Source organism: Sphaerisporangium sp. NPDC049457 (assembly GCF_055586705.1).
In genome coordinates this window covers 1-18,599 of record NZ_JBVJHR010000012.1, presented here as the reverse complement: position 1 = coordinate 18,599, position 18,599 = coordinate 1, and the positions used below count along the sequence as shown (strand labels likewise).

The following is an 18,599-nucleotide window of genomic DNA, read 5'->3' as shown; positions in this document are numbered from 1 at the left end:
CCGGCGCGGCCCCGGCACGCGACCACCCGCGTCACCCGGCGCATGACCGCCCACGTCACCCGCGCATGACCGCCCGTCCAACCTCACGCGTTGACCGCCCCCGTCACCCGGCGGCGTCGCTCACCGTTCCGAGCTCGCGGCGCAGCCGTGCCAGGCCGCGCCTGATCCGGGTCTTCGCCGTGCCCAGCGGTATCCCCTCACGTTCGGCGATCTCCTTGGCCGTGAACCCGTAGCCCACCGACAGCACGACGAGCCTGCTCTGCTCGGGCGGGAGGCCTCGCAGGCGCAGCGCCAGCCGCTCGGTCCTGTCATGATCGGTCGCGTCCCGGATCGCGGGGAACGGCCGGGCGCGGATGCCTTCGGGTTCTATCGGCAGGTCGCGGCGCAGGCGGGCGGCGTCCACCGCGGCGTTCCTGGTGATGGTCAGCAGCCAGGTGGCCCCGCGCCCGCGGCGCGCGTCGTAGGTGGCCGCGTGCCGCCAGGCCCGCACGAAGGCGTCCTGGGCCACCTCCTCGGCGAGCCCGGGGTCGCCGACCACCCCGAGCGCCAGCCCGTACACCCGTGCGTGGAACCGCCGTACGAGAGCGGACGTCGCGTCCTGGTCCCCGGACGCCATGCTCTCGATGAGCGACTCATCGGACGGGTGCACAGTGGCTACGACGCGCTGGACCGCTCTCCGGGTTCATCGGCCTGAAATCCGCCGTCATCGGGGAAGATCAGGAAGCCGGGCGGAACGTGGTCTACCAGCCATACGCCGTTCGCGCTGACGTGAAACGCGTGGCCGGCGGCGTGCATGGCGGCCGCGTCCACGACCAGCACGACCGGGACGCCCCGGCGGGCGCCCACCCGGGTCGCGGTCTCCCGGTCGGGCGACAGGTGGACGTGGTGGCGGCTCATCGGCCACAGCCCCTGCTCGCGGATCGGGGCCAGGTTGCGGGCCACCGTGCCGTGGTAGAGGGTCGCGGGCGGCTCGGCCACCGGCAGGTCGAGCTGGACCGGCACCGAATGCCCCTGATTCGCGCGGATTCGCCCGTCCTTGAGGACGTAACGTCGTTTGTCGTCGGCGGCGACCACGTGCTCCACTTCTGGCATCGTGATCGAAAAACCGTGCGCGTCGGCCGCCCGCAGGAGCGCGTCGAGTTCGGCCCAGCCGTTCGCGTCCAGGCTGAGCCCGATGCGCTCCGGTTCGTGCCGCAGATGTTTGGCCAGGTATTTGGAGACCCGTACCCTTCGTCGTTCATCCATCACCGCCAAGTCTCCCTGACGCGCGGGCCTGCGGCCAACCGAGTTGATCTCGCGCGTCCCGGGATGCACCGCTCGGCGGGCGCACGGTCACCGGGACCGCCGGAAAGACGGATACGCCCCTTTGACGAAGGTCCGCGCCCCCACCCCGACCCCACCCCTATCCGGGTTGTGGGACGAATGCGCCGGACGAAATCCTGCCTGAAGGTGAATGCCTGGATCGATGACTCCGTCATCGCCGGAACGTGAGTACGGCGCTCTCTGTCAGCGACCAGCGGCGAGTTCAAGAGGCCGCTTCGAAGGGGTTAATCCTTATGTCGGTGAATGTGTCGATTGACACGATTTCGCACCTTCGTACCGTTCTCAGCGGCAGCGTGATCGAGCCCCATGACGACGGATACGACGAGGCGCGCAAGGTCTACGGCGGCTTCGACCGCCGGCCGGTGGCCGTCGTCCGGCCGGCCGACGTCGACGACGTCGTGCGGGTCGTCACCTTCGCCCGTGAGGCGGGGTTGGAACTGGCCGTCCGGGGCGGCGGCCACAGCAACGCCGGACACAGCGTCACCGAGGGCGGCATCGTGCTCGACCTCCAGGACCTGTCCGAGATCGAGATCGACGTCGAGGGGCGCACCGCGTGGGCCCAGGGCGGGGCGACCGCCGGCGCCTACACCGTCGCGGCCGGCGCCCACGGCCTCGCGACCGGCTTCGGTGACACCGGCTCGGTCGGCATCGGCGGGATCACCCTGGGCGGCGGCATCGGATTCCTGGTCCGCAAGCACGGACTCAGCATCGACAACCTGCTGGCCGCCGAGGTCGTGACCGCGGACGGCCAGGTGCTCCTCGCCGACGAGCGCGACCACCCGGACCTGTTCTGGGCCATCCGCGGCGGCGGCGGCAACTTCGGCGTGGTCACCCGCCTTCGTTTCAAGCTGTACCCGCTGTCGTCGGTCCTCGGCGGGATCCTGGTGCTGCCGGCGACGTCCGAGGTCATCGCCGGGTTCATGGCCGAGGCGGAGGCCGCGCCCGAGGAGCTGTCGACGATCGCGAACGTCATGCCGGCGCCCCCGATGCCGTTCCTGCCGGAGGAGCTGCACGGCACCATGATCCTGCTGGCCTTCCTGGTCCACTCCGGCCCGGAGGAGGACGGCGACCGGGTCCTCGCGCCGTTCCGCGCGCTGGCCACGCCGCTCGCCGACTTCATCCAGCGCATCCCCTACTCGGGCATGTTCCCGCCGGAGGAGCACGGGGAGCAGCCGACGGCGGTGGCGTCCACGATGTTCATGGACGGCGTCGACCGCGACATGGCCGACACGATCCTGTCCTTCCTGGAGTCCTCCGACGCCTCGATGCGCGCCATCCAGCTCCGGGTGCTCGGCGGAGCGGTGACCCGCGTGCCGGCCGACGCCACCGCGTTCGCGCACCGCGACAGCAAGATCATGGTGAACGTCGCCGCGTTCTACGACGGCCCCGAGGAGCGGGTCGTCCGCGAGGCGTGGGTCGCCGACTTCATGGCGGCCATCCGGCAGAGCGACTCGGGCGCGTACGTCAACTTCCTCGGCGACGAGAGCCCCGACCGCGTCCGCGACGCCTACCCGGGCGAGACCTGGAACCGGCTGCGGGCGATCAAGGCCGAGTACGACCCGACCAACTTCTTCCACCTCAACCAGAACATCCCCCCGGCGACCGGCTGATCTCACCAGGCCCGCCCGCGACCGGTCGATCGTTCGCGGGCTGGTCAGGTCGATCGGGCGGCCGGCGGGCCGGTCGGGTCGCCGCGGGGCGGCACCGCGGTCCACGGCGAGAGGCGCAGGGGCGGATCGTCTCAGGGACGATGTCGCATCGTCTCGCGGACGATGTCGCCCCGCGTCCTTCGGCCGGTACAGAGGGGTGATGACCACACCGCACACGCCACTGGTCGTCCTCGCCGCCGGTCAGCGCTGCGGGAGCACGCTCCTGCAGCGCCTGCTGACCTCCCATCCGGGCGTCCTCATCTGGGGCGAGCACGGCGGGCAGCTCGGCCGCATCCTCGAAGCCGCCGACAGCCTGCTGTCCTGGTCGCACGAGCTGGGCGGAGACGCCCGCGTGGAGTTCTCGCAACGCTCGTACCAGAGCTGGATGGCCAACCTCACGCCCGACCGCGATCTGATCCTGCTCGCGCTCCGCCGCTTCGTCGACACCCTGTACGTCGAGCCCGCCGCCCGCCTCGGCCGTCCCATCTGGGGGCTGAAGGAGGTGCGCTACACCCTGGCCGACGTGCGCCGCCTGCAGGTGCTCTATCCCGGCCTGGCCGTCATCCTGCTCATCCGCGACCCACGGGCCATCCTGCGCAGTCTGGACGAGTGGGAGCGCAAGACCAACGGCCGCTGGACGCGACAGCTGACCGAGGACGCGATGATGAACTGGCAGCGCGTCGCGCAGGACTTCCTCGCACCCCCGCAGGACGGACCACCGGTACTGCGCCTGCGCTACGAGGATCTCGTCGCCGATCCCGGGGGCACCTGTGAACTCATCGCACGGCACACCGGCCTGCACCCCGGGGCCTTCGACCCGGAGGTGCTCGCCACCCGCGTACACGTCGGCGACGATTTCGCCCACCTGCCCCGCGACCTGCGGGAATGGCACACGCTGCCGACGTCCCTGCGTGACCTGCTCGACCGGCCCCAGATGCGCTCGCTCATCGACGCCTGCGGCTACCGGACGCCGACATGACCGTGGACGCCCCCCACCGAGTGGAAAGTGCCCAGGTCATCGGCCGATGCTGACGTGAATGTTCGCCTCCAAGGACGGGATTCAAAATCGCCAGCGGTCTCGCTGGGTGAAGTAGGCGGGGGTCCAGAGGCCGGCGTGGGAGAAGGGGCCTTCGGGCTCCAGGCGGAGCAGCGTGATCAGCTCGCGGGGAAGCAGCCACTGGATGGCGCCGAGACGCCTGACCGGGACGTCCAGTTCGTCCAGGAGCCAGAGAACGTCCTCGGCCGGGTCGCCGAGCAGGTCGAAGCCGTTCAGTGCGGCGGGGATCCCGGTTGTCACCGTGATCTCACCGACGCGCTCGATGCCATCGTCCAGATAGTCGACGCAGATGACGGAGACGCGGCCGCTCCCGAGTGTGACGCCGAAGCCGTTACCGAGCAGGTGCGATGGGCCGGGAGCGCCGACGGCCTGGGCGACTCGTGTCAAGGTCTCACGAGCCTCGGGGAACGTGGCGCCGAGCAGCAGTGGAGGCAGGGGTTCAGGCAGGAGCAGACCGCGGCCTGGCGCGAACTCCGCCGAGAAGGGGGTGCCGATCGCCATCGCTCTCACTTCCCTGGCCACGCTTTCGGCCTCGGCGTCGCGTACGACCGAGGCGGCTTCTCACGTGGGACGACCGCGCGAGAACCTCGCCCACCCAGGCCGGGGGAGCAATCGGCCAGGGGATCAATCGGCCGGAACCGGTGCCTGAACCACGAACAGCGCATCCCTGGTGATCAAGGGATGCGCTGTGCGCATGTGCTGTGCGCCGCCAGGGACTCGAACCCCGGACCCGCTGATTAAGAGTCAGCTGCTCTAACCAACTGAGCTAGCGGCGCTTGGAAGCAGGACAAGATTAGCGCACCTTGTGAGCCACTTCGTACCTGTCGACCGGGTTAGAGTAGAACATCATTCGGGTCACTGACGGGAGCGCCGATGACGTCGTGGTTCACCTCGCCCGCCGATGCCGGGGAACGGCTCGCGGCCGTGGACTATCTGGCCGATGACGGCATCACGACGCCGGTCTTCCTGGCCGCCGCCCTGGGCAAGCCGTTGCTGGCCGAAGGGCCGGCCGGAGTGGGCAAGACGCAGCTCGCCAAGGCCGTCGCCCAGGCCACGGGCGCCGAGCTCATCCGGTTGCAGTGCTACGAAGGGCTGGACGAGGCGCGGGCGCTGTACGAGTGGAACTACAAGAAGCAGCTCCTGCGCATCCAGTCCGCGGGCGGGCAGGCGTGGGAGGAGACCCACGACGACATCTTCAGCGAGGAGTTCCTGCTGGAGCGGCCGCTGCTGAAGGCGATCAGGCGCACCGGGCCGACCGTGCTGCTGATCGACGAGATCGACAAGGCCGACGTCGAGGTCGAGGGCCTGCTGCTGGAGATCCTGTCCGACTACCAGGTGACCATCCCCGAACTGGGCACGATCACCGCCATCCGCAGGCCGTACGTCGTGCTGACCTCGAACGCGACCCGGGAGCTGTCGGAGGCGCTGAAACGGCGCTGCCTGTACCTGCACCTGGACTATCCGTCGCCCGAACGCGAGCGGGACATCGTCGTCGCCCAGGTGCCCGGCATCGCCGCCTCGCTGGCCGAGCAGCTCGCCCGCACGGTCGCCACGCTGCGCGCGCTGGAGCTGAAGAAGTCGCCGTCGATCGCCGAGACCATCGACTGGGCCCACACGCTGCTCGCGCTGGGACGCTCCGATCTCGACGAGGCCACGACGGCGGGGACGCTGGGCGTGGTGCTCAAGCACGCCTCCGACCAGACCCGGGCGGTCAAGGAACTGGGCCTCGCCGGATCCTAGGCCCGCGCCGCGCGAAGGGGCCTAGGCCCGCGCCGCGCGAAGCCGCCGAACCCGCTGCGAAGGCCCCGCGCACCCGCCGGGGCGAGCACGGCGAGACGAACACAGGGGGACAGGGTGTCGTTGCTGGACAGGCATGTGCGGTTCCTGGACGCGCTGCGCGGGGCCGGGGTGCCGGTGTCGCCGGCCGAAGGGCTGGACGCCGTTCGCGCGCTCCAGGTGGTCGAGCTGGCCGAACGCGAGACGCTGCGCGAGGCGTACGCGGCGACGCTGGTGAAGCGCCCGGCGTACCGGCCGGCCTTCGACACGCTGTTCGACCTGTGGTTCCCGCCGGTGACCGGCGGCCCGAGCCCCGGCGCGGGGACCGAGCAGGCCGGGCCGGACCTGGAGCGGGCCGAGGTGGCCGAGCTGCGCGCCCGGCTCGCCGAGCTGCTGCTCGCCGACGCGGGCGCGACCGGCGACCCCGCCTTCGGCGTGTTCGTGCGGGCCATGGTCGAGCGGTTCGGACGCCGGCCGGCCGCACCGGGACGGCAGAACTGGTTCTCCTACTCGGTGCTGGGCGCCCTGTCCCCCGGCACGCTCATGGCCGGGATGCTCAACGAGGCGCTTCGCGGGCAGGAGCGCGGCGGCCTGGCCGAGAAGGTCGCCCGCCGGCGGCTGTCGGACGGCATCACCGGCTTCGAGGAGGCCGTGGCGTCGGACGTGCGCAGGCGCATCGCCGAGGACTCGGGCGTGGAGAAGATCGCCAAGGCGACGGTGCGGCCGCCGATCGACCAGATCGACTTCCTGCGGGTCACCAAGGCCGACCTGGCCCGGCTGCGGCGCGAGGTCCACCCGCTGGCCCGCCGCCTGGCCACCCGCCTGACGATCAAGCACAGGCACGGGCACCGGGGACGGCTCGACTTCCGGCGCACGGTGCGGGCGTCGCTGAGCACCGGCGGCGTGCCGATCGCGACCCACATGCGGCCGCGCCGGCCGCACAAGCCGGAGCTGGTGGTGCTGTGCGACGCCAGCGACTCGGTGTCGGCCTTCTCGCACTTCACGCTGCTGCTGACGTACGCCCTGCGCGAGCAGTTCGCCAAGGTGCGCGCGTTCGCCTTCGTGGACACCGTGGACGAGATCACCCGGTTCTTCACGCCCGGCGCGGACGTCGTCGAGGCGATCACGGCGATGACCAGGGAGGCGGACATCACCCGCTTCGGGCGCAGCGACTACGGGCAGGCGCTGGAGAGGTTCGCCGAGAAGTACGCCGACGCCATCACGCCCAAGACGTCACTGCTGATCCTGGGCGACGCGCGGTCGAACTACCAGCGTCCGGCGCTGCCCACCCTGAAGCGGCTCGCCGGCGCCGCGCGGCACGCGTACTGGCTCAACCCCGAGCCGCGGGTGCAGTGGGACACCGGCGACTCGGTGGCGACCGCCTACGGCGGCGTGGTCCCGATGCACGAATGCCGCAACGCGGCCCAGCTGGCCGCCTTCATCGAGGAACTCGCCTAGCCCGACGAGACCCGAACGGTGCACCGGCTCCCCGCCGTAGACCGGCGCCGACATCCACCGTCCACCGCCCCGGCGCCGATGGGAGCACCCCCATCGGACGGATGGGAGGAAGCGCACCCGGCGCACGGAAGCAGTCACCGCACCGTCACCCGGCAGGGCGCGGCCGGCCTGCGTCCGCTCGGGCTCGCGCGGCGAGTTGAGTTCCGGCCGGCCATGGCCGGACGTCGGGGCATTCCGCGATGGGCCGGGCGTCAGGGCATTCTGCGCAGGATGCGTGCCGCCGTGCGGGCGAGGATCTCGACCTCTTCCTCCGACAGGTCGACGTGCGCGTCGCCGAGGATCCACCGCGCGGCCTTGCGGGGCAGGAACAGCGTCAGGCCCTCGGCGGTCACGAACGGCGCCTTCACCCGGCCGCCGTGCACGACCAGCAGAGGGGCGATGTCGACAGGGATGCCGGACTCGCGCGAGAGCAGCTCTCCCATCGCCGTGGCGGCGTCCACCAGCCCCTTGGCGACCGGGGTACCGGATCGCTCGCCGAAGAAGAGCTTGCCGCCGTACGCGGCGATGTGGGTGTCCGGCGGCCACGCCTCGTTGTCGACGATCCAGACGCCGCCCGGACCGATCACGAGGTGGTCGATCGACGCCTTGCCCGGCACGGCGCGGCCGTCGAGCACGCGGTACCCGTGCTTGCTGAGCCTGCGCCGTAACACCCGCCCGGTACGGGTGGCGCCGCTGCGCTTGCCGCGCCAGACGGCGGTGGCCTCGAACATCCGCCAGGAGACGAACGCGTCGGCCACCCAGACCCCGCCGCCGCCGAGCAGCCCGATGAGGAAGGGCATCGGGAAGGAGCGGTAGAAGGCGAGGGCGGTGAACAGGATGAGTCCCGCTCCCGCCATGAAGTGGCGCCGACGACGGCGCTCCGACCTTGTCTCGCGCCACCGGAGCTCGTACATCACCGAAGGTGAGCCCCATTTGAACTTGTCGTCCTGCGGCACGTAGATGGACCCATTGGGCACCGGAAACCCCCACGATTTCGGGCTCAGTCGACTACGTTATGGAGTACCCAAGCCGGGGCTCCAACTTTCTCAAGGTAACGGAACTAACACATCCGCGACACAGCATGGGCACGCGAACTTTCGCGAGCGGGGGTAAAAGAGCACGCCGGAAGTCGGGTTTTCGCAGGTAGTTAACCGACCAGTCGGTATGCTGGTGCCATCGCGATTCAGGGGAGGCGTGCGAGATGGCGCGCAACGGGGCCCGGCAACCAGCCACCACGACACAGGACCGACCGGCCGACGGCGCCAGGCCGGACGAGCCCGTACGGCAGCGGCTGATCGCCGAGGCGACGAGGCTGTTCGCCGAGAAGGGCTTCGAGAGCACGTCGGTGCAGGAGGTCGTGGCCGCGGCCGGAGTCACCAAGGGGGCGATGTACCACTACTTCGGCTCCAAGGACGACCTGCTCCAGGAGATCTACGCCCGCGTGCTGCGGCTGCAGATGGACCGGCTGGACAGGTTCGCGGACGCGCCCGGACCGGTCGGCGAACGCCTCCACGCCGCCGCGGCCGACGTGATCGCCACCACGATCGAGAACCTGAACGACTCCAAGATCTTCTTCCGGTCGATGCACCAGCTCGCGCCCGAGACGCAGAAGGCCGTACGGGCCGAGCGGCGGCGCTACCACGAGCGTTTCCGCGACCTGCTGGCCGAGGGACAGCGCGCCGGGGTGTTCAGGAAGGACGTGCCCGCCGATCTCGTGGTCGACTTCTTCTTCGGCTCGGTCCACCACCTCGGCACGTGGTACCACGCGAACGGCCCTCTGTCGGGCGGCGAGGTCGGCCGCCACTTCGCCGACCTCCTCCTGGCCTCCCTCCGCCCTGAGCAACCACCTCCGCACCCCTGAGCGACCGGCCCCTCCGCCCTTGAGCGACCGGCGGAAGGGGCCCGCACGTCTCCGTGGGGCCCTCGGTGCCACGCGCGAGGGCGGGCCCGCGTCGGGAAGGGATCTCGCGCCTGAGGTCAGACGGTGAGCGGGGCGGGGAGGTCGGCGAGGTGGGCGAGGGCGTCGCGGTGGTCGCCGGGGGTACCGAGCGCGATCTCGTCGGCCTTGGCGCGCTTCAGGGCGAGATGCAGGGGATGCTCCCAGGTCATCCCAATGCCTCCGTGCAGTTGCAGGCACTCCTCGGCCGCGTGCACGGCCACCTCCGCGCACCACGCCTGCGCGACCGCGACCGCCAGAGCGGCTTCGTCCGCGTGACCGGCGCCGCCGCCGGCCCTGGACGCGAGGGCGTCCGCCCTGGAGGCGAGGGCGTCGGCGGCGTTGCGGGCCGCGGCCCTGGCCTGGACGAGTTCCATCCACAGGTCGGCGAGCCGGTGCTTCAGCGCCTGGAACGACCCGACCGGCCTGGCGAACTGGTGCCGCTCCTTGACGTAGGCCAGCGTCGTGGTCAGGCACCACTCGGCCAGGCCGAGCTGCTCCGAGGCGAGCAGTCCCGCGCCCATCTCCAGCGCCGCGCGCAGCGGCGCGAGGTCGGCGGCGACCGGCCGGCCGGGCGCGCCGGTGAAGGTCACGGTGGCGATCGGCCGGGTGAGGTCGAGGGAGGTGACCGGCTCGACGGTCGCGTCGGCCGCGTCCACCGCGTACAGCACGCCGGAGGCGGGCACGATCAGCACGTCGGCGACCTCGGCCCCCGCGACGGCGGTGACCCGCCCGGTCAGCCTGCCCCGCTCGGCCCGCACGCCCGCCGGCACCGCCCCGGCGGCACGGTCCGCGCCGGCATCGGCCGCGTCCGTCTCACCGGTCGCGCCGGGTGCGCCGGGTGCGCCGGGCGTGCTCGCGAGGCCGGTCGGCGGTGAGGGGAGCGCGTACGGCGAGGTGGCGAACGAGACGGCGAGGGCGGCCGTGGTCTCCCCCGTCGCGAGGGCCGCGAGCAGGTCGCGGGCCTCGCCGACGCCGGAGTCCACCAGCGCCCACGTCGCCATGACGGCACTGGTCAGGAACGGCGCCGGAGTGACCGCGCGGCCGAGCTCCTCCAGTACGACCGCCGCCTCGCGGGCGGACGCCCCCGCGCCGCCCAGGTCTTCGGGGATGAGCAGCCCGGCGGCGCCGATGTCGCGGGCCAGCGCCTTCCACAGGTCGGCGTCGTACGGCGAGGCGCTCTCGACCCGGGCGAGCACCGCGGACGGCGGGCACCGGTCGGCCAGCAGGTCGCGGACGGCCGCCCGCAGTTCCTCCTCGACCTCGGAGTAAAGCAGTGTCATCTGGTCGCTCACCACTCCTCGTTCAGTGTGCGGGCGGCGGCCCGTCTCACGGTCCGTGCGCCCGTCCTCATGCGCCGCCCACTCGCTCTTCATGGCCCTCGGCCCGGACGGAGACGGCGTCCCGGCCTGTGGCGGATCCGCCCGCGGTCATCGGGGGAGGTCCTTCCAGGGGACGTTCTTGTCGACGCGGGGTTCGGCGGGCAGGCCGAGGACCCGTTCGGCGATGATGTTGCGCAGGATCTCGGAGGTGCCGCCCTCGATCGAGTTCCCCTTGGCCCTCAGATATCGATATCCCGGCCCGCGGCCGAAGAAGTCGACCGTCTCGGACCTGCGGAAGGTCCAGTCGTCGTACAGCAGGCCCTCTTCGCGGCGCAGCTCGACGTCCAGCCCGGAGAGCGCCTGGTTCAGGCGGGCGAAGGCCAGTTTCATCCCTGAGCCCTCAGGTCCGGGCGTCCCCGCGGCGAGCTGCTCGCGCAGCCGCGCCCCGGCGAGCCGGGTGACCTCGGCCTCGACCCACAGGCGGAGGAGGCGCTGGTGCAGGTCGTGGGTGCGCAGCTCCGGACGCCGCCGCCAGGTCTCGGCGACCGCTCCCATCACGCCTCCGCCGCGTCGCGAGGGCGCGCCGCCGATGGCCACGCGCTCGTTCATGAGGGTGGTCTGGGCCACGCGCCAGCCGTCGCCCACCTCCCCCAGGCGGAGGTCGTCGGGCAACCGCACGCCGGTGAGGAAGACCTCGTTGAACTCGGCCTCGCCGGTGATCTGCCGCAGCGGCCGCACGTCCACGCCCGGAGCGTGCATGTCGCAGACGAAGTAGGTCATGCCCCGGTGCTTCGGCACGTCCGGGTCGGTCCGGGCGACGAGGATGGCCCAGCGGGCGTGGTGGGCCCCGGACGTCCACACCTTCTGCCCGTCCACGACCCATTCGTCACCTTCGCGCACGGCCCTGGTGCCGAGCGTCGCCAGGTCGGATCCGGCGCCGGGCTCGCTGAAGAGCTGGCACCAGATCTCCTCGCCGGTCCACAGCGGCCGCAGGAAGCGCTTCTTCTGCTCCTCGGTGCCGAAGGCGAGGATCGTGGGCGCCGCCATGCCGAGCCCGATGCCCAGCTTGCCGACGTCGAGCTGCGGGGTGCCCGACAGCTCGGCCTCCACGACGCCCTGCAGCTCGCGGCGCGCGCCCAGCCCGCCGAGGCCCTCGGGGAAGTGCACCCAGGCCAGCCCGGCGTCGAACCGCGCCCGCAGGAAGTCGAGCGGCGCGGTCGCGGCCGGGTCGTTCCCCGCAAGGAACGCGCGCACCCGCTCCTTGATCGCCGCCTCGTCCACAGTCACTGAAAGGTCCCTTCGATCGTCCGGCATGTCACGGCCGGGCCGGCCCCTGACGGGCACGTCACCGCCCGCGTGTTCCCACTCGGCACGTCACCGCCCGCGTGTTCCCACTCGGCATGTCACCGCCCGCGTGTCCGCGCTCGGCATGTCACCGCCCGCGTGGCCGCACTCGGCATGTCATCGCCTCTGTCCTCTCACCGCGCCGGAGACGGGCCGGTCACCCGGAGCGGCGCGGCGCGGGCGTCCGGCGGAGGGCGGGGTCATTCCGCGGGCATGTACTTCTTGAGCTCGCGGCGGGCCAGCGAGCGCTTGTGCACCTCGTCGGGGCCGTCGGCGAGCCGCAGCGTGCGGGCCGCCGCCCACAGGCCGGCCAGCGGGAAGTCCTGGCTGACGCCCCCCGCCCCGTGGACCTGGATGGCCTTGTCCAGGATCCACTCCACCTCGCGCGGCGTGGCGATCTTTATGGCCTGGATCTCGGTGTGCGCGCCGCGGTTGCCGACGGTGTCCATCAGCCATGCGGTCTTCAGGACCAGCAGCCGCAGCTGCTCCACCTTGACCCGCGACTCGGCGATCCAGTCCTGGACGACCCCCTGCTGGGCGACCTGCTTGCCGAACGCGACCCGCGACAGGGCCCGCCGGCACATCAGCTCGATCGCCCGCTCGGCCATGCCGATCAGGCGCATGCAGTGGTGGATGCGGCCGGGCCCGAGGCGCGCCTGGGCGATGGCGAACCCGCCGCCCTCCTCGCCGATCAGGTGGTCCACGGGCACGCGGACGTCTTCGAAGACCACCTCGGCGTGGCCGCCGTGGTCGCCGTCGGTGTAGCCGAAGACGTTCATGCCGCGCTGGACGGTGACGCCCGGGGTGTCGCGCGGCACGAGCACCATGCTCTGCCGCCGGTGCTCGGGACCCTCCTGGGCGGTCTTGCCCATCACGATGAAGACGGCGCAGCGCGGGTTCATCGCGCCGGAGGCGAACCACTTGCGGCCGTTGATGACGTATTCGCCGCCGTCGCGCACGATCGACGTGGCGATGTTGGTGGCGTCGGAGGAGGCGACCTCCGGCTCGGTCATCGCGAACGCCGACCTGATCTCGCCGTCCAGCAGCGGCCGCAGCCACCTGTCGCGCTGCCGGTCGCTGCCGAACGTGGCGAGCAGTTCCATGTTGCCGGTGTCGGGGGCGGCGCAGTTGGTGGCGGGCGGGGCGATGCGCGGGCTGCGGCCCATGATCTCGGCGAGCGGGGCGTACTGCAGGTTGGTCAGCCCCGCGCCGTACTCACCGGGCAGGAACAGGTTCCACAGGCCCCGCTCGCGCGCCTCGGCCTTGAGGTCCTCCAGCATCGGCGGGGCGGTCCACCCGCTTTCCGCGGCCTGCCACTCGAAGGCCTCCTCCGCCGGGTACACGCACTCGTCCATGAACTCGAGCAGCCGCTTGCGCAGGTCCTCGGTGGTGTTGTCGTAAGCGAAGTCCATCAGCCCTCCAGTGACGTGAGCGCGTGTGGGAAGTGCATCAGCCCTCCAGTGACTCCAGTGCGTGCAGTCCGTGGGCCACCAGCGGGGCGACGTGCCCGCCGATCTCGTCGAAGCCCTCTCCGACGGTCAGGCCCTGGGTATAGCGGAAATGGATGCCCTCGGAGATCACCGCGAGCTTGAAGCAGGCCAGGCCGAGGTACCAGCCGAGGCGGGACACCTCAAGGCCGGCGCCGGCCGCGTACCGCTGCGCCAGCGCGGGCGCGGCCGAGGCGGCGGCCGTGCCGGCCTCGGGCCGTCCCCCGGTGTTCAGGGCCGCGAAGTCGCCGTAGAGGAGGAACAGCGCCAGGTCGGTGAGCGGGTCGCCGAGGGTGGACATCTCCCAGTCGAGGACGGCCCGCACCCGCCCGCCGGCGATCAGCGTGTTGCCCAGTTTGAAGTCGCCGTGCACGATCGCGTGGCGCTGGGTGACGGGCACGGCGCGCGCGAGGCGGTCGTAGAGGTGGTCGATGCCGGGGATCTCCCGGCTGCGTGAGGCGTCGAGCTGACGCTTCCACCGGTTGACCTGGCGTTCCAGGAAGCCTTCCGGCCGGCCGAAGTCGGCGAGCCCGACGGCGGCCGGGTCCAGCGCGTGCAGCCGGGCGAGGATGTCGGTCAGCTCGGCCTCGATGGCGGGCGTCGCCGGGGGCTGGCCGCCTTCGACGTACTCCATGACGTAGAAGGGCGCCCCGATGACCTCGGGGTCGTCGCACAGCAGGTACGTGCGAGGGACGGGGACCCCGGTGTCGCGGAGCGCGGTCATCACGCGGTACTCGCGGCCCATGTCGTGCGCCGTGGCCAGGACGTGCCCGAGCGGCGGCCTGCGGACCACGAACCGGCGCCCGCCGTCGCGCACGAGGTAGGTCAGGTTCGACCGCCCTCCGTGGATCACCTCGGCGGTCAGCGCGCCTTCGGCGAGCCCGTGCCGGCCGAGATGGTCTCTCAGACGGCCGAGGTCCAAGCCCGGCGGGCCTGTGTCGATTCGTGCGGGCATCGCGCTCCCCAGTCGTCCCAGTGCCATGGAGCGTACCGACCGGCCGGTATGCCTGTCGACCGCTCGACGAGGCCCCGGCACACCCGGCACGTCCGAGCACGCCACGGCCTCCAGCCTAGGGTCGGACGCGGCGAAGCCGGGTGATGGACGCGAGAAGCCAAGAACTGAGCCGAGCCACGGCACGGCGGGCCTGAGACTCAGGCGAGCATGCCGTGGAGCAGTTCCCGCATCCCGGCGCGCACGTCCTCCAGCGCGGCGACGACGCCCGCGCCCGCGTCGAACGGCACCCCTCCCCCGAAGGCGACCAACCAGCGCCGTACCGTTCAAGGTCGCGGGAGGATGTAGTCGAAGGAGGCGCGGCATGTCCCATGCGGTGGTGGTCGGCGGTGGCATCGGCGGTCTGACCGCCGCGGCGGCGCTCTGTCGCAGAGGGTGGTCGGTCACGGTGTGCGAGCGCGCCGCGTCGATCGAACCGGTCGGCTCCGGCATCGCCATCGCCCCCAACGCGCTCAGGGCCCTGGACACCATCGGCGTGGGCGGCGAGGTGCGCGAGCTGTCGGCGATGCAGGGAGAGGCGGGCATACGCACCGAGCGGGGTCGATGGCTGCTGCGCACCAGCGCCGACGCCGCCCTGGCGCGGTTCGGCGAGCCGACGGTGATCCTGCTGCGCGCCACGCTGGTCGACCTGCTCGCGAGCCGCCTGCCGCCCGCGGCGCTGCGCCTCGGCACGACCGTCCACGCCGTCGACCCGCGCACCGGGCAGGTCTCCACCGGCGCCGGGGACCTGCGGGCCGACCTGGTGGTGGCGGCCGACGGCATCGACTCGGCCGTGCGCCGCTCCCTGTTCCCCCGGCATCCGGGGACCGCGCACTCCGGCGTGACGGCCTGGCGGCTGCTGGCCGACCGGCCGGAGGGCGAGCCGCGCGGCAGCGAGTCATGGGGAAACGGCCAGGTGTTCGGCGTGGTGCCCATGGCAGGCGGCCTGGTGTACTGCTACGCCACCGCGCCCGTCCCCGCCCGGTCCCCTGCCGCCGCGACGGGCGGCGGCGCGCACAAGGCCGAGCTCACGAGGTTGTTCGGCGGCTGGCACGACCCGATCCCCCGGCTGATCGAGGCGGCGCGCGAGGAGTCGATCCTGCGGCACGACATCTTCTGCCTGGCCGCTCCGCTGCCCGCCTACCACTCGGGCAAGGTGGCGCTGCTCGGCGACGCGGCCCACGCGATGACCCCGAACCTCGGCCAGGGCGCGTGCCAGGCCATCGAGGACGCGGTGGTCCTCGCCCACCTCGCGGACGACCTCCCCGCCTACACGGCGGCCAGGCTGCGCCGCACCACCACGATCATGCGAAGGTCGCGGGCCGTGTGCCGCATGACCCAGTGGTCCAACCCGCTGGCCGTGGGCGCCAGGAACGCGGCCATGGCGCTGACCGGCCGCCTCGGCGATGACCTGACCCTGCGCCGGTTCCAGGACGTCTTCACCTGGCGCCCGCCCGCGTGACCCGCTGGCGGGGACCTACCTGGCGCCGGCCCGGCTGGTGACGGGAACGGGGAGTTCGGGGTGCGGAGGGGAGACGGCCTGGGTGGTCTCGGGCGTCAGGCGGCTCAACGTGATCGTCCCCGCTATCAGGACGGCGGCCGAGATGATCGCCGGGATGACGTCGCCCACCCCCGTCGGCAGCGGCTCCCCGAGCAGCACGGCTCCGGCGATCACCGAGGTGATCGGGTCGACCACCTGGACGCCGGCGTAGGCGATGCCGAAGTAGCCCACGGCGTACGACTTCTGCAGCAGCACGATGGCGAAGACCAGCAGCACCGGGATGGCGACCGTGAACCAGTGGACCAGCCGCGACAGGTCGCCGCCCAGCCCGCCGCCGACGACCCGGACGAACGTGGAGACCGACGCGGTCACCGACCCGGCGCCGATGGAGAGCAGCAGCGCCTTCGCCGGACCCCGCGCGCGCCGCGACGCGACCTCGCACACCGCGACCACCGCGCCGACGACGGCCAGGAACGCGAGCGCCGCCGGGGTGGACAGGACGGGGCGGGTGTTGCTCTGCGGGATCAGCAGCATGAGCCCCAGCAGGCCGGCGGCCACCGCGATCGAGCCGAGCACCTCGGCCTTGTGCGGACGCCTGCCGTGCAGGACCGCCGCCAGCGGGACGGCGAACACGAGCGTCGCCACGCTGACCGGCTGGATCAGCACCAGCGGCGCGAAGCTCAGCGCCACGGCGTGCAGGCCGGCGCCGAGCAGCCCGATGACGCCGCCGATCAGCCAGCGCGGCCTTCTGATGAGCTTGAGGTTGGCGCCCCCGTGCACGGCCTCGAACTGCTGCAGGGCGGCGCCGCCCGCGTACCCCAGGGCTCCGACGAGCGCGATGGACACGCCGAGCCAGATCATGAGGCGCCACCTGAGGGCAATACGCGGGCAGCGGGGAGCACAGGTGGGGTCATCAGAGGGAGCACCATGCCAGCTTAAGGACAAATGCGAGGAACGCGGTCGCCCTTCCTGGCATCACTCCATGATCAGGGGGTACCCGCCGGGCGGAGGCGACCCGCGGGCCGGGGGTCGCCGGGCGATCGGCGTGCACGCCTCCGGCGAGCGGAGTGCCTGCGGCATCGGCGGTTTCGCGCACGGACGGCGGTCGCGCGCCGCTCCGCTGGTGGTCCCCACTGGCGGCCATGGCCTCCTACGCTGCCCGGAGAAGACCGCCGTAATCCGATCGCACGGCGGCCGTTCTCCGATCGTCCGCCCCCCGTCAGGAGCGCCCGCGGCACACGGTCAGGAGCGCCCGCAGGGTCAGGAGCGCTCGGGGCACACGCAGAACAGGTGGCCCTCGGGGTCGGCGAGGACGATCCATCCCTGGCCGGGCTGGTGGTCCGGCTTGGTGGCGCCCAGCTCGACGTACTCCTGGACGGCCTTGTCGACGTCCGGAACCCGGAAGTCGAGGTGGAACTGCTTGTCCGGCCCCGGCCACTCGGCCGGCTTGCGCTCGGGGACCCGCCCGAAGTAGATGCTCGTCGTACCGTCCCCGATGCCGGCGTACTCGTCCTCGGCGTACTGCACCTCGAACCCGGTGATGGCGGAATAGAACTCGGCGAGCTTCTTGGGCTCGGCACAGTCGATGGTCACGGCGATGAGAGTCGCTTTCGTCGTCATGACCCCCATCCTGGACGTCATACCTGTCACCCGATGTCAGGTACGGAAATCCGGTGAGGACCGCGACCACCGGCCCGCCTCACCTCGGGGGTTACTCGCGGCGGGCGCCCTCGGGCCAGATCACGTGGACGTGGATGCCTCGGCGGCGTGCCTCCGCGACCACGTCGGCGGTGCCGCCGTAGCCACGGGCCGGCTTGCCATCCCAGACGGCGTACAGCTCATCGGCCAGGTCGAGAATGAGCTTGCCGCCCTCCATGTGGGATTCGTTGGTGGACTCGACGTACCCGAGGCGGTGGACCTTCTCGGCGGCCGTCATGAGTGAGTCGTACTCGTCCCTGGCGTCGGGTGGCAGTCCCTCGCGGTAGCGCTCGGAGCAGACGACGGCCTCCAGCGAGCCGCCGAGGTCGACGACCGCCCTGGCGAAGATCTGGTCGGCGCCGTCGGCCAGGCAGGACACCCCCCTGACAGCGGGGGCGTGCCGCGCCAGAATGCCGCGGATGGCGCGCTCGACCAGCGCGGCGGTCGCGGCCGGCAGGCCCCGGTGCCCGGACACCGCGATACGTCGCCAGCCGTCCGCCGTGCCGCCGAAGAGCTTCGCGGCGGGGCTGACACGGCCGTTCACCGACGGACCGGAGGCGGGACGGCGAGGAGCGGGCTCAGTCAGTAGAGGCGCGGCCGAGTGCCGGGCCACCGGCGAACGGCCTCCCTCAGCTGCGCGAGCCCCACCACAGCATGTGTTCACGGGCGATGGCCTCCTCGGACTCGTCCACGAAATGGGCCCATTCGGTCTCCGTCCGAGGCCATTCCACCCGCGACACGATATCGGCCAGTTCCAGGGCGGCGATGGAGTACGACGTGGCGATCTGCTGATGCTGGCGGGTCTGCAGCCAGGCGATGCCGGCGACGGCGCCGACGATGCCCGGCAGGTCTCCAGATCATGAGGCGCCACCTGAGGGCAATACGCGGGGAGTGAGCCGCCGAACAGCTCATAATTTCTCATTTAGTACTCCAGTGGCATTTTGAGATCAGCGTTGGGATCTGCGCTGGTAGTGGCATCGGCTTGCGTGGCGTTGGTGTCGGCGTCGCCAGTGTGACC

The 18,599-nt window shown here is 71.9% G+C and carries 18 protein-coding genes and 1 tRNA gene; 6 read left to right on the top strand and 13 right to left on the bottom strand.

The genetic code is table 11. From position 1 onward, the window contains the following. Positions 1-103: 103 nt before the first annotated feature. Both ACZ6QO_RS19565 and ACZ6QO_RS19560 read right to left on the bottom strand, forming a co-directional pair. Positions 104-649 carry an RNA polymerase sigma factor gene (locus ACZ6QO_RS19565; protein WP_465852476.1) on the bottom strand — a complete coding sequence of 182 codons (546 nt, stop codon included), beginning with the start codon at positions 647-649 and terminating at the stop codon, positions 104-106. Positions 650-654: 5 nt separating this feature from the next. Next, complete coding sequence (locus ACZ6QO_RS19560) at positions 655-1,245, bottom strand: RNA 2'-phosphotransferase (RefSeq protein ID WP_465852474.1); 591 nt, start codon at positions 1,243-1,245, stop codon at positions 655-657. A gap of 371 nt (positions 1,246-1,616) precedes the next feature. Here ACZ6QO_RS19560 and ACZ6QO_RS19555 point away from each other — a divergent pair, with 371 nt between their 5' ends. Next, entirely contained in the window at positions 1,617-2,933 is a 1,317-nt protein-coding gene (locus ACZ6QO_RS19555; protein ID WP_465852472.1) for an FAD-binding oxidoreductase, read from the top strand. Positions 2,934-3,132: 199 nt separating this feature from the next. Next, complete coding sequence (locus ACZ6QO_RS19550; protein ID WP_465852470.1) at positions 3,133-3,951, top strand: sulfotransferase family protein; 819 nt, start codon at positions 3,133-3,135, stop codon at positions 3,949-3,951. Positions 3,952-4,032: 81 nt separating this feature from the next. Here ACZ6QO_RS19550 and ACZ6QO_RS19545 read toward each other — a convergent pair whose 3' ends face one another. Continuing rightward, positions 4,033-4,530 carry a hypothetical protein gene (locus ACZ6QO_RS19545; RefSeq protein ID WP_465852468.1) on the bottom strand — a complete coding sequence of 166 codons (498 nt, stop codon included), beginning with the start codon at positions 4,528-4,530 and terminating at the stop codon, positions 4,033-4,035. A 201-nt stretch (positions 4,531-4,731) separates the two neighbouring features. Next, positions 4,732-4,805 (bottom strand) — tRNA-Lys (locus ACZ6QO_RS19540). A 97-nt stretch (positions 4,806-4,902) separates the two neighbouring features. On the opposite strand from ACZ6QO_RS19540, the gene ACZ6QO_RS19535 reads away from it, so the two are divergent. Together ACZ6QO_RS19535 and ACZ6QO_RS19530 are read left to right on the top strand one after the other, a co-directional pair. Next, entirely contained in the window at positions 4,903-5,769 is an 867-nt protein-coding gene (locus ACZ6QO_RS19535) for an AAA family ATPase (protein WP_465852466.1), read from the top strand. A gap of 114 nt (positions 5,770-5,883) precedes the next feature. After that, entirely contained in the window at positions 5,884-7,263 is a 1,380-nt protein-coding gene (locus ACZ6QO_RS19530) for a vWA domain-containing protein (RefSeq protein ID WP_465852464.1), read from the top strand. A gap of 251 nt (positions 7,264-7,514) precedes the next feature. On the opposite strand, the gene ACZ6QO_RS19525 is transcribed toward ACZ6QO_RS19530, so the two are convergent. Continuing rightward, positions 7,515-8,279, bottom strand: coding sequence for a nuclease-related domain-containing protein (locus tag ACZ6QO_RS19525; RefSeq protein WP_465852462.1), 765 nt, complete (start codon positions 8,277-8,279; stop codon positions 7,515-7,517). Between the two features lie 224 nt (positions 8,280-8,503). On the opposite strand from ACZ6QO_RS19525, the gene ACZ6QO_RS19520 reads away from it, so the two are divergent. Further along, a complete protein-coding gene (locus tag ACZ6QO_RS19520) occupies positions 8,504-9,163 on the top strand; it encodes a TetR/AcrR family transcriptional regulator (protein ID WP_465852460.1) in 660 nt (219 codons plus the stop codon). Positions 9,164-9,279: 116 nt separating this feature from the next. Here the strand turns inward: ACZ6QO_RS19520 and ACZ6QO_RS19515 are convergent, their stop codons facing one another. From ACZ6QO_RS19515 to ACZ6QO_RS19500, 4 genes are all read right to left on the bottom strand, one after another. Continuing rightward, positions 9,280-10,521 (bottom strand): acyl-CoA dehydrogenase family protein, encoded by a 1,242-nt coding sequence (locus tag ACZ6QO_RS19515; RefSeq protein ID WP_465852897.1) that lies wholly within the window; start codon positions 10,519-10,521, stop codon positions 9,280-9,282. 147 nt (positions 10,522-10,668) lie between these two features. After that, positions 10,669-11,874, bottom strand: a complete 1,206-nt coding sequence (locus ACZ6QO_RS19510) for an acyl-CoA dehydrogenase family protein (RefSeq protein WP_465852458.1) — start codon at positions 11,872-11,874, stop codon at positions 10,669-10,671. Positions 11,875-12,104: 230 nt separating this feature from the next. Further along, positions 12,105-13,316 carry an acyl-CoA dehydrogenase family protein gene (locus ACZ6QO_RS19505; RefSeq protein ID WP_465852456.1) on the bottom strand — a complete coding sequence of 404 codons (1,212 nt, stop codon included), beginning with the start codon at positions 13,314-13,316 and terminating at the stop codon, positions 12,105-12,107. Between the two features lie 37 nt (positions 13,317-13,353). Further along, a complete protein-coding gene (locus tag ACZ6QO_RS19500) occupies positions 13,354-14,346 on the bottom strand; it encodes a phosphotransferase family protein (RefSeq protein WP_465852454.1) in 993 nt (330 codons plus the stop codon). Positions 14,347-14,707: 361 nt separating this feature from the next. Between ACZ6QO_RS19500 and ACZ6QO_RS19495 the strand changes: the two genes are divergently transcribed. Then, on the top strand, positions 14,708-15,844 hold the full coding sequence (locus tag ACZ6QO_RS19495; RefSeq protein ID WP_465852452.1) for an FAD-dependent monooxygenase: 1,137 nt from the start codon (positions 14,708-14,710) through the stop codon (positions 15,842-15,844). A gap of 15 nt (positions 15,845-15,859) precedes the next feature. Here the strand turns inward: ACZ6QO_RS19495 and ACZ6QO_RS19490 are convergent, their stop codons facing one another. From ACZ6QO_RS19490 to ACZ6QO_RS19475, 4 genes are all read right to left on the bottom strand, one after another. Continuing rightward, positions 15,860-16,744: a DMT family transporter gene (locus ACZ6QO_RS19490; protein ID WP_465852450.1), complete on the bottom strand. Its 885-nt coding sequence runs from the start codon at positions 16,742-16,744 to the stop codon at positions 15,860-15,862. Between the two features lie 399 nt (positions 16,745-17,143). Continuing rightward, positions 17,144-17,503: a VOC family protein gene (locus ACZ6QO_RS19485; protein ID WP_465852448.1), complete on the bottom strand. Its 360-nt coding sequence runs from the start codon at positions 17,501-17,503 to the stop codon at positions 17,144-17,146. A 91-nt stretch (positions 17,504-17,594) separates the two neighbouring features. Further along, positions 17,595-18,125, bottom strand: a complete 531-nt coding sequence (locus ACZ6QO_RS19480; protein WP_465852446.1) for a hypothetical protein — start codon at positions 18,123-18,125, stop codon at positions 17,595-17,597. 85 nt (positions 18,126-18,210) lie between these two features. Then, complete coding sequence (locus tag ACZ6QO_RS19475) at positions 18,211-18,420, bottom strand: SLATT domain-containing protein (protein ID WP_465852895.1); 210 nt, start codon at positions 18,418-18,420, stop codon at positions 18,211-18,213. Positions 18,421-18,599: the final 179 nt, after the last annotated feature.